The sequence below is a fragment of the Streptomyces sp. Edi2 genome, from assembly GCF_040253635.1.
Taxonomy (GTDB): domain Bacteria; phylum Actinomycetota; class Actinomycetes; order Streptomycetales; family Streptomycetaceae; genus Streptomyces.
Map to the genome: position 1 here is coordinate 4397127 of NZ_JBEJGX010000003.1, position 13511 is coordinate 4410637.

At 72.4% G+C, this 13511-nt stretch carries 13 protein-coding genes and 1 riboswitch; of the genes, 5 read left to right on the top strand and 8 right to left on the bottom strand.

Annotated features, from left to right (window positions below):
• Positions 1 to 261 precede the first annotated feature (261 nt).
• Positions 262 to 1590 carry an LCP family protein gene (locus ABR737_RS22765; RefSeq protein WP_350256893.1) on the top strand — a complete coding sequence of 443 codons (1329 nt, stop codon included), beginning with the start codon at positions 262 to 264 and terminating at the stop codon, positions 1588 to 1590.
• A gap of 57 nt (positions 1591 to 1647) precedes the next feature.
• On the opposite strand, the gene ABR737_RS22770 is transcribed toward ABR737_RS22765, so the two are convergent.
• Together ABR737_RS22770 and cobN are read right to left on the bottom strand one after the other, a co-directional pair.
• A complete protein-coding gene (locus ABR737_RS22770) occupies positions 1648 to 1920 on the bottom strand; it encodes a DUF1876 domain-containing protein (protein WP_350251952.1) in 273 nt (90 codons plus the stop codon).
• Between the two features lie 259 nt (positions 1921 to 2179).
• Entirely contained in the window at positions 2180 to 5782 is a 3603-nt protein-coding gene (cobN, locus tag ABR737_RS22775; RefSeq protein WP_350251953.1) for a cobaltochelatase subunit CobN, read from the bottom strand.
• Positions 5783 to 5819: 37 nt separating this feature from the next.
• A riboswitch (cobalamin riboswitch) is annotated at positions 5820 to 5982 on the bottom strand.
• A gap of 282 nt (positions 5983 to 6264) precedes the next feature.
• On the opposite strand from cobN, the gene cobG reads away from it, so the two are divergent.
• From cobG to ABR737_RS22790, 3 genes are all read left to right on the top strand, one after another.
• Positions 6265 to 7689 (top strand): precorrin-3B synthase, encoded by a 1425-nt coding sequence (gene cobG / locus ABR737_RS22780; RefSeq protein ID WP_350251954.1) that lies wholly within the window; start codon positions 6265 to 6267, stop codon positions 7687 to 7689.
• A gap of 109 nt (positions 7690 to 7798) precedes the next feature.
• Entirely contained in the window at positions 7799 to 8476 is a 678-nt protein-coding gene (locus tag ABR737_RS22785) for a precorrin-8X methylmutase (RefSeq protein ID WP_350251955.1), read from the top strand.
• A complete protein-coding gene (locus ABR737_RS22790) occupies positions 8473 to 10050 on the top strand; it encodes a precorrin-2 C(20)-methyltransferase (protein WP_350251956.1) in 1578 nt (525 codons plus the stop codon). Before ABR737_RS22785 ends, ABR737_RS22790 begins: the two co-directional genes overlap by 4 nt.
• Positions 10051 to 10112: 62 nt before the next feature.
• Here the strand turns inward: ABR737_RS22790 and ABR737_RS22795 are convergent, their stop codons facing one another.
• Genes ABR737_RS22795 through ABR737_RS22815 form a run of 5 tightly spaced genes read right to left on the bottom strand, consistent with a single transcriptional unit; the run spans position 10113 to position 12199 of the window.
• Entirely contained in the window at positions 10113 to 10493 is a 381-nt protein-coding gene (locus tag ABR737_RS22795; protein ID WP_350251957.1) for a PIN domain-containing protein, read from the bottom strand.
• Positions 10490 to 10747, bottom strand: coding sequence for a hypothetical protein (locus tag ABR737_RS22800; RefSeq protein ID WP_350251958.1), 258 nt, complete (start codon positions 10745 to 10747; stop codon positions 10490 to 10492). The genes ABR737_RS22795 and ABR737_RS22800 overlap by 4 nt, the downstream gene beginning before the upstream one ends.
• A 48-nt stretch (positions 10748 to 10795) precedes the next feature.
• Entirely contained in the window at positions 10796 to 11110 is a 315-nt protein-coding gene (locus tag ABR737_RS22805; RefSeq protein WP_350251959.1) for a type II toxin-antitoxin system HicB family antitoxin, read from the bottom strand.
• Positions 11111 to 11168: 58 nt separating this feature from the next.
• On the bottom strand, positions 11169 to 11378 hold the full coding sequence (locus tag ABR737_RS22810; protein ID WP_350251960.1) for a DUF397 domain-containing protein: 210 nt from the start codon (positions 11376 to 11378) through the stop codon (positions 11169 to 11171).
• Positions 11375 to 12199: a helix-turn-helix domain-containing protein gene (locus tag ABR737_RS22815; RefSeq protein ID WP_350251961.1), complete on the bottom strand. Its 825-nt coding sequence runs from the start codon at positions 12197 to 12199 to the stop codon at positions 11375 to 11377. Before ABR737_RS22815 ends, ABR737_RS22810 begins: the two co-directional genes overlap by 4 nt.
• A 142-nt stretch (positions 12200 to 12341) precedes the next feature.
• Here ABR737_RS22815 and ABR737_RS22820 point away from each other — a divergent pair, with 142 nt between their 5' ends.
• On the top strand, positions 12342 to 12575 hold the full coding sequence (locus tag ABR737_RS22820) for a hypothetical protein (protein ID WP_502964355.1): 234 nt from the start codon (positions 12342 to 12344) through the stop codon (positions 12573 to 12575).
• Positions 12576 to 12716: 141 nt separating this feature from the next.
• Here the strand turns inward: ABR737_RS22820 and ABR737_RS22825 are convergent, their stop codons facing one another.
• The gene (locus ABR737_RS22825) at positions 12717 to 13496 is read right to left on the bottom strand and encodes a cobalt-precorrin-6A reductase (RefSeq protein WP_350251962.1); all 780 of its coding nucleotides are present in this window, start codon (positions 13494 to 13496) and stop codon (positions 12717 to 12719) included.
• Positions 13497 to 13511 lie beyond the last annotated feature (15 nt).

Here is a 13511-nt window from a genome sequence, read left to right on the forward strand (position 1 = left end):
CCTCGGCCGCCGCTGCCGCGCCCTCTCCCCTAGAGCACCGCTCGCCTCACCAGTATCAGAAGGACCAGAAGGGCCATCGGCGTGCATGACAGGCAGACGCACCAGCAGACGGCCCGGCGGGGCACCGGCGGCGCATCCGGAACGTCCCGTGGCACCGGCGGAACGTCGCGTACCAGCGGCGGAAACACGCGTACCACCAGCAGACGGTCCCGTACCAGCGGCGACGGCTCCGGTTCCGCGGGCGGTACGGGCAAGCTGCGGATGACCCGCCGCGGCCGCATCCTCGCCTGGACCGGTGGCGTGCTCGGCGTGCTGCTGCTCGGCACGGCCGGCGTCGGCGCGTGGGTCTACCAGCACCTGGACGGCAATATCCACGGTGTGGACATCGGCGTCGACGGCGCCCGGCCGGTCAACCTCAGCCCCGGCTCCAAGAACATCCTGGTCGTCGGCTCCGACAGCCGCGCGGGTGCCAACGCCAAGTACGGCAAGAACCTCACCACCATGCAGTCGGACACGCTGATGGTGCTGCACATCGCCGCCGACCGTAAGTGGGCCACCGCGCTGTCCTTCCCCCGGGACTCCTGGGTGCAGATCCCCGCCTGTACCCGGGGCAACGGTTCGAAGTCGTCCCCGCACCACTTCAAGATCAACGAGGCGTTCTCGATCGGCGGCGACTCCGGCGACATCCGCAAGGCCGCGGCCTGCACCATCAAGACCGTCGAGAAGAACACCGGACTGCGCATCGACCACTTCACCTCGGTCGACTTCCAGGGCTTCAAGGGCATGGTCAACGCGCTGGGCGGCATAGAGGTCTGCCCCAAGCACGCCATCCACGACAAGAAGGCCCATCTCGACATGGGGGCGGGCTGCCAGAACGTCCGGGACGAGAAGGCGCTCGGCTACGTCCGCACCCGCTACAGCGTCGGCGACGGCTCCGACCTCGGCCGCATCGGCCGCCAGCAGGAATTCATGAAGGCCCTGGGCGCCAAGGCCCAGTCCAAGCTCACCAGCCCCGGCGAGCTCTACGACTTCCTGAACTCGGCCACCAAGTCCCTGACCACCGACAACGACCTGGCCGGTATCAAGCCGCTCTACGACCTGGCCGCGACCGTCAAGGACATCCCCACCGACCGCCTCACCTTCCTGACCGTCCCCAACTACTACCGCGAGGCCGACGTCCCCACCGACAAGGCCAATGTCGTCTGGCAGTACCCGCAGGCCGGCCGGCTCTTCAGCGACCTGGCGCACGACCGCGAGATCGGTGCCGCCGGAAAACAGAAGCTCGCCGAGGCCGCAAAGAACCCGGTGACCGCCCACGCCGTGCAGGTCCGCGTCCTCAACGGCACCGGCGCACCCGGCCGGGCCGCCTCCGCCGCCGACCAGCTGCGCAAGCTCGGCTTCACGGTCGTCGGCACCGGCAACGCCCCGGCGACGGACAAGACCACCGTCAGCTACCCGGCCGCGCTCAAGACACAGAGCGAGGTGCTGTCCTCCCGCCTCCCCGGCACCAAGGCCACGGAGTCGGCCGGGGCGGCACCGGGCGCGGTGACGCTGACGATCGGGCCGGACTTCCCGGCGGAGATGCCCTGAGATCAGCGCTCGTCGCGCCGGAGATGCCCTGAGATCAGCGTTCGTCGCGCGCGGGATTCAGGCGCGCAGGCGTTCCACCGGCCGGGCCGTGTGCACCTCGATGTCGTGCGCGGCGCGCTGCAGCAGCTGATGGCTGAGGTCCGACATCGCCCGTGACACCGCCAGCTCGTCCCCGATGGCCGGGACGTTCTCGTCGGCGGGGTTACAGCGGGCCTCCCCCTGGCCGACCATCTGCCCGCCCTCCTTGCCCCGCAGCCTGGCTTCGGCCCGGACCTCGTTGTCGGTCTCGCTGATGCTGATCTCGGCGTTCCATGTCTTCGTGCCGGTCACCGGAAGCCTCCTCGTCGGCCCGGGGGCAGCGCAGCCACCGCCCCCACAAAAATCCTCGCACCGGCGTCCGCGGGCCGCACCCGGGGCGGAGCGTCACCGTGAGGCCGGGGACAGCACCGTGGAGCCGGGAGACAGCACCGCCGGGCGGTGAGCCGGCGCACCACGAAGGCGGAGCGGAGAGCCGGCACCACGAAGCCCGCCTGATACCGCAGCATCAGACGGGCCCGGGCAGTGCGGCGGCGCCCCCGCGCCGCGTCCGTCAGTCCTCCCCCTCCAGCTCCCCCTCGGTCTCCAGGAACGCCTGCCGCAGCGCCGCCAGCGTCTCGGCGTCCGGCTTCTCCCACATGCCGCGGGACTCCGCCTCCAGGAGGCGTTCGGCGATGCCGTGCAGGGCCCAGGGGTTGGCTTCCTGGAGGAAGTCGCGGTTCTCGGGGTCGAGGACGTAGGTCTGGGCGAGCTTGTCGTACATCCAGTCGGCGACCACGCCCGTGGTGGCGTCGTAGCCGAACAAGTAGTCCACGGTCGCGGCGAGTTCGAAGGCGCCCTTGTAGCCGTGGCGGCGCATCGCCTCGATCCAGCGGGGGTTGACCACCCGGGCGCGGAAGACCCGGGAGGTCTCCTCGACCAGGGTGCGGGTGCGGACCGTCTCGGGACGGGTGGAGTCACCGATGTATGCCTCGGGGGCCTTGCCCTTGAGCGCCTTGACGGTGGCGACCATGCCGCCGTGGTACTGGAAGTAGTCGTCGGAGTCCGCGATGTCGTGCTCGCGGGTGTCGGTGTTCTTGGCGGCGACCGCGATGCGCTTGTAGGCGGTCTCCATCTCGTCCCGGGCCGGGCGGCCTTCGAGACCGCGGCCGTACGCGTAACCGCCCCAGACGGTGTAGACCTCGGCGAGGTCGGCGTCGGTGCGCCAGTCGCGGGAGTCGATCAGCTGGAGCAGGCCCGCGCCGTACGTCCCCGGGCGGGAGCCGAAGATGCGGGTGGTGGCGCGCCGCTCGTCACCGTGCTCGGCCAGGTCGGCCTGGGCGTGGGCGCGGACGAAGTTGGACTCCGCGGGCTCGTCCAGCCCGGCGACCAGCCGTACGGCGTCGTCTAGCAGGCCGATGACGTGCGGGAACGCATCACGGAAGAAGCCGGAGATGCGCAGGGTGACATCGATGCGGGGACGGCCGAGCTCGGCGAGGCCGACCGGCTCCAGGCCGTTGACCCGGCGCGAGGCGTCGTCCCATACGGGGCGGACCCCCAGCAGGGCCAGGGCCTCGGCCACATCGTCGCCGCTGGTCCGCATCGCGCTGGTGCCCCACAGCGACAGGCCGACCGACTGCGGCCAGTCGCCGTTGTCGTCGCGGTAGCGCTCCAGCAGGGAGTCGGCGAGGGCCTGGCCGGTCTCCCAGGCGAGACGGGAGGGGACGGCCTTGGGGTCGACGGAGTAGAAGTTCCGGCCCGTCGGCAGGACGTTGACCAGGCCGCGCAGCGGGGATCCCGAAGGCCCGGCCGGGACGAAACCGCCGTTGAGGGCGTGCACCGCGTGGTCGATCTCGTCGGTGGTGGCGGCGAGGCGCGGGACGACCTGGCGGGCGGCGAAGTCGAGGATGTCGGCGACCGCGGACGGGTGGCCTTCGGCGACGCCGGGCACCGCCGCCGGGTCCCAGTCCGCGTCCTCCATCGCCTGGACCAGACCGCGGGCGGTCTCCTCGGCCGCGTCGGCGGTCGTCCGGGTGGCCGCCGACTCGTCGAGGCCGAGCGCCTCCCGCAGACCGGGCAGGGCGGAGGTGCCGCCCCAGATCTGGCGGGCGCGGAGGATGGAGAGGACGAGGTTGACGCGTGCCTCACCGGCCGGGGCGCCGCCCAGGACGTGCAGCCCGTCGCGGATCTGGGCGTCCTTGACCTCGCACAGCCAGCCGTCGACGTGCAGCAGGAAGTCGTCGAAGCCGTCGTCGTCGGGGCGGGCCTCCAGGCCCAGGTCGTGGTCGAGCTTGGCGGCCTGGATCAGCGTCCAGATCTGGGCGCGGATCGCGGGCAGCTTGGCCGGGTCCATGGCGGAGATCGCCGCGTACTCGTCGAGCAGCTGCTCCAGGCGCGCGATGTCGCCGTACGACTCGGCGCGGGCCATCGGCGGGACGAGGTGGTCGACGAGGGTGGCGTGGACCCGGCGCTTGGCCTGGGTGCCCTCGCCGGGGTCGTTGACCAGGAACGGGTAGACGAGCGGGAGGTCGCCGAGGGCGGCGTCCGGGCCGCAGGCCGCGGACAGTCCGGCGTTCTTGCCGGGCAGCCACTCCAGGTTGCCGTGCTTGCCCAGGTGGACCATGGCGTCCGCGCCGAACCCGCCGTCGTCGGCCGAGGCCGCGATCCAGCGGTACGCCGCCAAGTAGTGGTGCGAGGGCGGCAGATCGGGGTCGTGGTAGATCGCGATCGGGTTCTCGCCGAAGCCGCGCGGCGGCTGGATGAGGATGAGGAGGTTGCCGCGGAGCAGGGCGGCCAGCACGATGTCGCCGTCGGGGTTGCGGCTCCGGTCGACGAACATCTCGCCGGGCGGCGGCCCCCAGTGCTCCTCGACCGAGTCCCGGAGTTCCTGCGGGAGCGTGGCGTACCAGCGCTTGTAGTCGGCGGCCGGGATGCGGACGGGGTTGCGGGCGAGCTGTTCCTCGGTGAGCCATTCCTGGTCGTGGCCGCCGGCCTCGATGAGGGCGTAGATCAGCTCGTCGCCGTCGCCGGAGGCGAGACCGGGCACCTCTTCGGTGCCGAAGTCGTAGCCGTCCGCCCGCAGGCGGCGCAGCAGGGCCACGGCGCTGGCCGGGGTGTCCAGGCCGACCGCGTTGCCGATCCGGGAGTGCTTGGTCGGGTACGCCGACAGCACCAGGGCCAGGCGCTTGTCCGCGGCCGGGATGTGGCGCAGCCGGGCGTGCCGGACGGCGATCCCGGCGACCCGGGCGGCGCGCTCGGGGTCGGCGACGTACACCGGCAGGCCGTCCTCGTCGACCTCCTTGAAGGAGAACGGGACGGTGATCAGCCGGCCGTCGAACTCGGGGACGGCGATCTGCGAGGCGGCGTCCAGCGGCGACAGGCCCTCGTCGTTCTCCTCCCAGACGCTGCGCGGCCCGGTCAGGCACAGGGCCTGCAGGATCGGTACGTCGAGCGCGGCCAGCGCGCCCGCGTCCCACGACTCGTCGTCGCCCCCGGCGGACGCCTCGGCGGGCTTGCTGCCACCCGCCGCGAGGACCGTGGTGACCAGGGCGTCGGCGGTCCGCAGCTCCTCGATCAGCTCCGGCTCGGGGGCGCGGAGGGAGGCGACGAACAGCGGGCGGGCCCGGCCGCCCGCCGCCTCGATCTGCTCGCACAGGGTCCGTACGAAGCCGGTGTTCCCGCTCATGTGGTGCGCGCGGTAGTAGAGCACGGCGATCAGCGGGCCGGTCTCGTTGCGGGCCTCCCACGGCAGCGGGCCCCAGGACGGGGCGGGCTCCGGCGGCTCGAAGCCGTGGCCGGTCAGCAGCACCGTGTCGGACAGGAAGCGGGCGAGCTGGTCGAGGTTGGCGGGCCCGCCGTGCGCGAGGTAGGCGTGCGCCTCGGCCGCGATGCCGACCGGGACCGTCGACTGCTCCATGAGCTGGGCGTCAGGGGCCTGTTCGCCGGTGAGGACGACGACCGGCCGGTGCTGGTCCTCGGCGAGCAGCACCTCCAGGCCCTCCTCCCAGGCGCGGATGCCGCCGAGGAGGCGCACGACGACGAGGTCACAGCCCTCCAGCAGGGCGGGCAGCTCGGCGACGTCGAGACGGGCGGGGTTGGCGAGCCGGTACGGCACGGGGCCCGTGGCCGCGCGGGCACTGAGCAGGTCGGTGTCGGAGGTCGACAGCAGCAGAAGCATGCGAGCGCAGGCCTTCCTCGGGGTGTCCGCGCCCCGGGTGGTCGTAAGGACGGCGGGAGTTCCTGGCTCGCCCGGCAGCTGCCGGGTTCACAGTGGCGGGACCGCGCCGGATTCTCACCGGGCTTCCTCCCCGGGGCCGCAGCCCCTGCGCCGTCGCTGGCGTCCGGCGGGTCAGCCGACCCACCGACCTGAATGGTAAAGGCTGTGGCCGTGCCAGGTAAGCGGGCCTGGGAACGGGCTGCGGCGGGACCAAGGCGCGGGCCCGCTGCGGGACGGGGGACGGGCGTGCGGCGGACGGGGCGACGGGCAGGCGACGGACCGGCGGACGGGCACACGGAGGGACGGCGGACTGGCACACGGCGGGCCGGGGGGACGGGCACGCGCGGGCACGGGGACGGGCACGCGGCGGACCGGCCGACGGGCAGGCAGCAGGCCGGGTGCCCGGCCGGATCCGGGCCGGATCGGCGCCCACCCTCGTGGGTATGCTCGCCGCCATGCCGCCCTCCCCCTCGACACGGTCCCAGGCCGCCGCACCGCCGCTGCGCGACCGCGGTGACGCCTGCCCGGGAGCGCTGCGACTGCACCAGGCCGCCGACGGTCACCTCGCCCGCATCCGGCTGCCCGCCGGAGATTTGACGGTGCGTCAGGCAACTGCCCTGGCCGACGCCGCTGACTCACTCGGTGACGGTCATCTCTCCCTCACCTCCCGCGGCAACGCCGAGCTCCGCGGCCTTGCGGAGGACTGCGGCGGCCGCCTCGCCGCGCTGCTGCGCGACGCCGGTCTGCTGCCCTCCGAACGCCATGAACGCATCCGCAACATCCTCGCCTCGCCGCTGGCCGGACTGGACCGGCACACCCCTTCCGACGTGCGACGGTGGGCCCGTGAGCTGGACACGCTGCTCTGCGCGAGCGAGCCCGCGACCGCCCTCTCGGGCCGTTTCCTGTTCGTTCTGGACGACGGACGGGGCGATGTGGCGGCGCTCGGCGGGGATGTGAGCTTGCTCGCAGAACCGGACGGGAACGGCACCGGCCCGACGGCCGGCGCCCTGCTGCGGATCGGCGACGATCCGGCGGCGCTGCGGATCGCCGGCCCGGACGCACCGCGCGCCGCGCTCGCCGCCGCCGAGGCCTTCCTGACCGCCGCCGCGGCGAGCGGCAGCGGCGCCTGGCGGGTCCGCGAACTCCCGGACGGGCACGCGCTGCGGGCCCGGGACGTCGCCGAGGCCCTGCGGTCGGCGGGCATCGAGGCCGCGTACATGGCGGAAGCGCCCGCATCCGCCACCCGCACCTCCCCGCCGTACGCTCCGGCGAACGACCTGCCGTCCTTTGCCCCGCCGTACGCGGACTCCGCCGCCCCCGGCATCGTCGAAGGCGCCGACGGCAACCGGGCGCTCTCCGTCCTGGCGCCGCTGGGCCGGCTGTCGGTGGCGCAGTGGCGGCTGCTGACCGCGATCGCCGACGGCGACGGCTCCGGCGCACTGCGCCTCACCCCATGGCGCGGCATCGTTCTGCCCGGACTGCCGGCCGCCGCGGCACCCCGCCGCCTGGCGGAGCTCACCGCCGCCGGTCTGACCACCGACCCGGCCTCCCCCTGGCACCGCCTCGGCGCCTGTACGGGCCGCCCCGGCTGCGCCAAGTCCCGTACCGACGTACGCGCCGACGCCACGGCCGCCGTCGCCGCCGGCACGACCGTCCCGGACGAAGCGCCCACCGGCTCCCCGCCCTCGGGCGTCCCCGTCTACTGGTCCGGCTGCGAACGCCGCTGCGGTCACCCGCACGGCACCTGGGTCGACGTACTGGCCACGGCGGAGGGCTACCGGGTAGCACTGGTGGAGCCGGATGCCGCCGCACCGACCGCCGTACCGACAGCCACACGGACCGCGACGTCCCCGCCCCCGGCCCCATGAGTCACCCCGAAGCCCCGCACCACCCAAAAGCCCCGCAGAACCCCGAAGCCCTGCAGCACCCCAAATCCCCTGCTCCACCCCGAAGTCCCGTGAACTGCCCCGAAGCCGTATGAACTGCCCGAGCCCTCCCGCACCCGACACCCCCGAGGCCAGAGTGACCGCGTTCGACTACGAGAAGGACGGGGCGACGATCTACCGCCAGTCCTTCGCCACCATCCGCGCCGAGGCGGACCTCGCCGGCCTGCCCGCCGACGTCAGCCAGGTCACGGTCCGCATGATCCACGCCTGCGGCATGGTCGACCTGGTACGCGATCTGGCCTTCACCCCCGAGGTGGTGGCCCGTGGCCGCGCGGCACTGCGCGCCGGTGCGCCGATCCTCTGCGACGCCAATATGGTCGCCAGCGGCGTCACCCGTAAGCGGCTGCCGGCGAACAACGACGTGCTGTGCACGCTCACCGACCCCGCGGTCCCCGAGCTGGCCGCCCGTACGGGGACCACCCGCAGCGCCGCGGCCCTGGAACTGTGGCGGGACCGGATGGAAGGCGCCGTGGTCGCGTTCGGCAACGCCCCCACCGCCCTCTTCCGGTTCCTCGAAATGATCGAGGAAGGCGCGCCCCGCCCGGCCGCCGTCATCGGCATACCCGTGGGCTTCATCGGCGCCGCCGAGTCCAAGGACGCGCTGATCGCCCACCCGTCGAAGCTGGACCACCTCGTGGTGCGCGGACGCCGTGGCGGCAGCGCCATGGCCGCGGCCGCGATCAACGCCATGGCAAGCGAGGAAGAGTGAGCGTGAGCGAGCAGCAGGCAACCGGTGACGGCAGCGTCGCGGCGACGGCCGGCCCGGGCCGGCTCTACGGGGTCGGCCTCGGTCCCGGCGACCCGTCCCTCATGACGGTCCGGGCGGTCGAGGTCATCGCCGGCGCCGACGTCATCGCGTACCACAGCGCCCGGCACGGACGCTCGATCGCGCGCTCCATCGCCGCCGCGCACCTTCGCCCCGACCACATCGAGGAGGCGCTGGTCTACCCGGTCACCACCGAGTCGACCGACCACCCCGGCGGCTACCGGGGCGCGCTGGACGAGTTCTACGAGTCGGCGGCGGCCCGCCTCGCCGCCCACCTCGACGCCGGCCGCACCGTCGCCGTCATCTCCGAGGGCGACCCGCTCTTCTACGGCTCCTACCAGCACATGCACAAGCGGCTGGCGCACCGCTACCCGACCGAGGTCATCCCCGGCGTCACCTCCATCAGCGCCGCCGCGGCCCGCCTGGGCAAGCCGCTCGCCGAGGCCGACGAGGTCCTGACGATCCTCCCCGGCACGCTTCCGGAAGAGGAGCTGACCGCCCGCCTGGCCTCGACCGACACCGCCGTCGTCATGAAGCTGGGCCGCACCTTCCCCACCGTCCGCCGCGCCATGGAACGCTCCGGCCGTCTTCCCGAGGCCCAGTACGTCGAACGCGCCACGATGTCCGGCGAGCGCACCGGCACGCTCGCCGGCATCGACACCGACACCGTCCCCTACTTCTCCGTCGCGGTCGTCCCCAGCCGCATCGCCGAGCAGTCCTACAGCGCGCCCGGTGCGGAGGCCGACGAGGCCGCCGCGCCTTCCGGTCCGGGCGAAGTGGTGGTCGTCGGCACCGGCCCGGCCGGCCCCCTCTGGCTGACCCCCGAGTCCCGCGGCGCCCTCGCCGCCGCCGAAGACCTCGTCGGCTACACCACCTACCTGAACCGTGTCCCGCTGCGCCCCGGCCAGCGCCGCCACGCCTCCGACAACAAGGTCGAGTCCGAACGCGCCGAACTCGCCCTCGACCTGGCCCGGCGCGGCCGCCGGGTGGCCGTGGTCTCCGGCGGCGACCCCGGCGTCTTCGCCATGGCCACCGCCGTCCTGGAGGTCGCCTCCCAGGACCCGTACCGCGCGATCCCCGTACGGGTCCTCCCGGGCGTCACCGCCGCCAACGCCGCCGCCGCCCGCGCCGGCGCCCCGCTGGGCCACGACTACGCGGTCATCTCCCTCTCCGACCGCCTCAAGCCCTGGGAAGTCATCGCCGAACGCCTCCACGCGGCGGCCTCCGCCGACCTGGCCCTCGCCCTCTACAACCCCGGCTCCCGCAGCCGCACCTGGCAGGTCGGCAAGGCCCGCGAACTCCTCCTGGAACACCGCGCCCCCGACACCCCGGTCATCCTCGCCCGCGACATCGGCGGCCCCGAGGAGTCCGTCCGCACGGTGCGCTTGGCCGACCTCGACCCGCACCAGGTCGACATGCGCACCCTCCTGATCGTCGGCTCGTCCCAGACCCAGGCGGTACGGCGCGACGACGGCACGGAGGTCGTGTGGACGCCGCGGAGGTATCCGGAGGGGTGAGGCGGGAGTGCCGGGGCCTTGTGGCAGGGGCCCCGGTCGACCATGCCCTCGCTAGGACGCGGTCAGGCGTTGAGGTCCAGGACGCGGACCGGTTCGCTCTGCCATCGCTTCGGGGCGGTGGTGGCGACAATCGCTCCATCGGGACGGTCGGCCGTGGGCTGGGCCGCGTACTGGCTGTGGGCCGCGGCCCACGTCTCCTGTCCCGCTATGGCCAAGGCGGTGGGCAGGTCCAGGTCCAGGACGGTGATGCCAGGCAAGGCGGCAAGGTGTTCCGCCGTGCCGGGCCGTGCGCGGTCGGCTTCGACAAGCGCGCACGTCGGCGCGTAGAGGTACCAGCCGGGTTCGGCGTGGGCACGGTGGATGAGGCGGGAGGCAAGGATGTTGCCCTGGCCTGCCGCAGTCATCGCGGTGTCGTCCAGGACGATGTGCAAAGGATCGCTCACCGGCCGGTCACCTGCGCCAGCCGCCGGTCGAGCTCATTGTCCAAATCCTGCTGCTGTGCCGCGGTCGGGGCATACCCGTTCCACTTCTCCAGTGCAGCAAGGGCCTTCTCCGCACGCTCGGCACGCTCGGCCGGGGTCAGCATGGTCTCCGCCAAGCGCGCCAGATAAGCCCGCAGCGACAGCCCCTCGGCAGCCGCGATCGCGGCGAGCCGGTCCTTGGCCTCCTCGGGGATACGGACATTGGCATCGGACATCGTTGTGCTCCTTCCCATGCCACTAGGGTACGGGTACGTACCCGTACCCTAGTGCTCCGTCGGCCGAACGGTCGACGGTACGGCGCGATGCATGGCCTTTCGGGCAGCCCACCTGGCGCCTATGGCGGCCGTATCGGCTCTCTCCGCAGCGTTGCGGCCCTGCACTGCCTCCCTGGGCAGCCCCGACTCGACCCCTACCTCGATGTCCTCGATTGCGACACCGAGCATGGCAGCGATGGCTTCACGGGCCGCCTCCTCCGCCTTGTCGAGGCGTGTGACCTGGCTGAACACCCCCGGGAGGTCAGGGACCTCCAAGGCCCACCATTCACCCGCGCGGCGCGCTGTGACCCGGTAGGCAGTCATCGCAATCGCCTCTCTGAGAGCTCCGGTTCGAGCGTCTTACAGATTCCCTGGCGATCACTCAGCCGAGCCGACCGCACTTCACAGTGACTATGAAGGCCGACCAAACGGCGGCCGGGAAGAGCAGCACGCCACCGGTCGGGTTCTTGCTGTCACGGACCGGCACGGCACCGGGAAACCCGTCGGAGACCTCAACGCAGTTGTCTTCGCCTCCGTCGCTGTAGCTGCTCTTGCGCCATGCAGCACCGGCCAGGTTGGGGATCATCTTCATGGTCTGCTGTCCTCCACCAACTGCTGGATGAATACGGATGACTCACGCGGCGGCAACGCCGCGTCTCGCAGGCGATCGTAGGACAGTCGGTATCGCTCGATTTCTGCCGACTCTTCGATCAACTCACCTGACCTGTTGCCCTCCAGGTAGGCAACAGCACTGCCGTCCGCCATCCAGAGGAGCGAGAGCGGACCACCGGTGAGGCCCTGCACCCCAGCAGATAGAGGAAGCACCTGGATCGTCATGGTCGGGGCTTGGGCAGCGTCCTCGATCCGGGCCAGTTGGTCATGCCAGACCTTGGGATCGGGCGCCGGACGCCGCAGAACCGCCTCGTCGAGAATGATCCGGACACTGGGAGGTGGGGTGCGACGCAACAGTTCCTGCCTACCGATGCGAGCGGCGACGTCGTCTTCAAGCTCATTCGGACTGACGGCAGTTGGCGACAGCGACAGCACGAACCGGGCGAAGTCCTCGGTCTGCAAGAGGCCAGGGACGAACACCGCGTACTTGTGAATAATCGTCGCCTTCGCCTCAAGCTTCATGAACTCCCGGTACTTGTCCTTGAACGCTTCCAGCCGCGCCAGCCCCCACAGCCGCACCAGCAGCCCACCCGTGCCGTAGACCCGGTCCAGGGCCTCCATGACCGGGAGCTTGGAGAGGCGTTCGCCGGTCTCCAGGCGGTGCAGGTAGGTGCGGTCGTAGTTGGTCTCTTCGGAGAGCTGGGCCAGTGATTTCCCGGACGCTTCCCTTAACCGCTGGAGTTCGCAGGCGAGGACCCAGCGGGCCGAGCCCTCGTACTCCTCGGAATTCCTTTCGACCATTCCCCCATCCCCTCGTTGTCCCGTTCCGACGGCAACGCCAACTCCCTGTTGGGCGTGGCCAGTTATGACGACTCTAGGACCGTGAAAGGGCTGTCGCAGCCCAGTCAGGACTCGAACTGAGAAGAGGAAAGAGGAAATGGGAATGGGAATGGGAATGGCGGAGCGCGGTCCGGCGGCCGGGAAGCTCAGGGACGCGGAGCAGGCGTGCGGCGAGCTGCGGACGGCGCTGAAAGGGGCGGGGATCACCCTTCCGTCCCTGGCCGTGGACGCGGTCTCGCTGGCGGATCACTTTCCGCGGCCGCTCGTGGAGCTGGGCCGGTGTACCCCGGAGGTGGCGCGGCGGCTCGCGGACGCGGTGCGGGCGTCCGCCCCGTGAGCGGGGAGGCGGGCGACTCCGGGACCGCAGGTTCCCGCGACCCCGGCCTTGATGACACGGACGCCCGCCGGGATGACGAGCCCGCGGAATCGGCAAAGCGCCGCGAGGAATTAGCGAAAAGGGTCCGCGAGGCCAATCACTTCAGTGTGAATTGGCCTCGCTGAAAAGGCGCCGGAGCCAGTGCACGGCCTCGTCCGGATCCGCCGCCACCGGCACGCCTTCCGGCGGCGGCGGGCGCCGTACGACCACCACAGGCACCCCGGCCTCCCGCGCCGCCGTCAGCTTGGCGGCGGTCGCGGCCGCCCCGCTGTCCTTCGTGACGACGACGTCGATCCGGTGGTCCCGGAGGAGCTGCCGTTCGCCCTCCAGCGTGAACGGGCCGCGGTCCAGGAGCGTCGTCATCCGGGGCGGGTGCGGCGGCTCGGGGGCGTCGACGGAGCGGACGAGGAACCAGAGGCCGGTGAGGTGGGCGAAGTGGGCCAGGCCCATGCGGCCCGTGGTGAGGAAGATGCGGGTGCCGAGGGCGGGGAGGGCGGCGGCGGCCTCGTCCAGGGAGGTGACCTGGTGCCAGGAGTCGCCAGGTCCCGGCACCCAGCCGGGCCTGCGGAGGGCGAGCAGGGGAACATAGGCGGTGGCGGCGGCCAGGGCCGCGTTGTGACTGATCGTGTCGGCGAAAGGATGGGTGGCGTCGATGAGCGCGTCCACCGCGTGCTCCCGCAGCCAGCGGGCTTGGCCCTCGGGGCCGCCGAATCCGCCGATGCGGACCTCCCCGGCGGGCAGCCGCGGCGCGGCGACCCGGCCGGCGAGCGAGGTCGTCACGCGCAGGGCCGGCTCCGCGGCCAGGGCCGCGGCCAGGCAGCGGGCCTCCGTCGTGCCGCCGAGGATCAGTACGTGGCGCGGCGGGCGGGCTGCGTCGGGCATGGGATGTGGGTTCCT

What these genes read in the sequence shown, in the direction of transcription:
- ABR737_RS22765 (WP_350256893.1), top strand. Translation starts at nt 262, where the DNA reads ATGACCCGCCGCGGCCGCATCCTCGCCTGGACCGGTGGCGTGCTCGGC.
- cobN (WP_350251953.1), bottom strand. Translation starts at nt 5,782, where the DNA reads ATGCTTCTGCTGCTGTCGACCTCCGACACCGACCTGCTCAGTGCCCGC.
- cobG (WP_350251954.1), top strand. Translation starts at nt 6,265, where the DNA reads ATGCTCGCCGCCATGCCGCCCTCCCCCTCGACACGGTCCCAGGCCGCC.
- ABR737_RS22785 (WP_350251955.1), top strand. Translation starts at nt 7,799, where the DNA reads ATGAACTGCCCGAGCCCTCCCGCACCCGACACCCCCGAGGCCAGAGTG.
- ABR737_RS22800 (WP_350251958.1), bottom strand. Translation starts at nt 10,747, where the DNA reads ATGTCCGATGCCAATGTCCGTATCCCCGAGGAGGCCAAGGACCGGCTC.
- ABR737_RS22805 (WP_350251959.1), bottom strand. Translation starts at nt 11,110, where the DNA reads ATGACTGCCTACCGGGTCACAGCGCGCCGCGCGGGTGAATGGTGGGCC.
- ABR737_RS22810 (WP_350251960.1), bottom strand. Translation starts at nt 11,378, where the DNA reads ATGAAGATGATCCCCAACCTGGCCGGTGCTGCATGGCGCAAGAGCAGC.
- ABR737_RS22815 (WP_350251961.1), bottom strand. Translation starts at nt 12,199, where the DNA reads ATGGTCGAAAGGAATTCCGAGGAGTACGAGGGCTCGGCCCGCTGGGTC.
- ABR737_RS22820 (WP_502964355.1), top strand. Translation starts at nt 12,342, where the DNA reads ATGGGAATGGGAATGGCGGAGCGCGGTCCGGCGGCCGGGAAGCTCAGG.
- ABR737_RS22825 (WP_350251962.1), bottom strand. Translation starts at nt 13,496, where the DNA reads ATGCCCGACGCAGCCCGCCCGCCGCGCCACGTACTGATCCTCGGCGGC.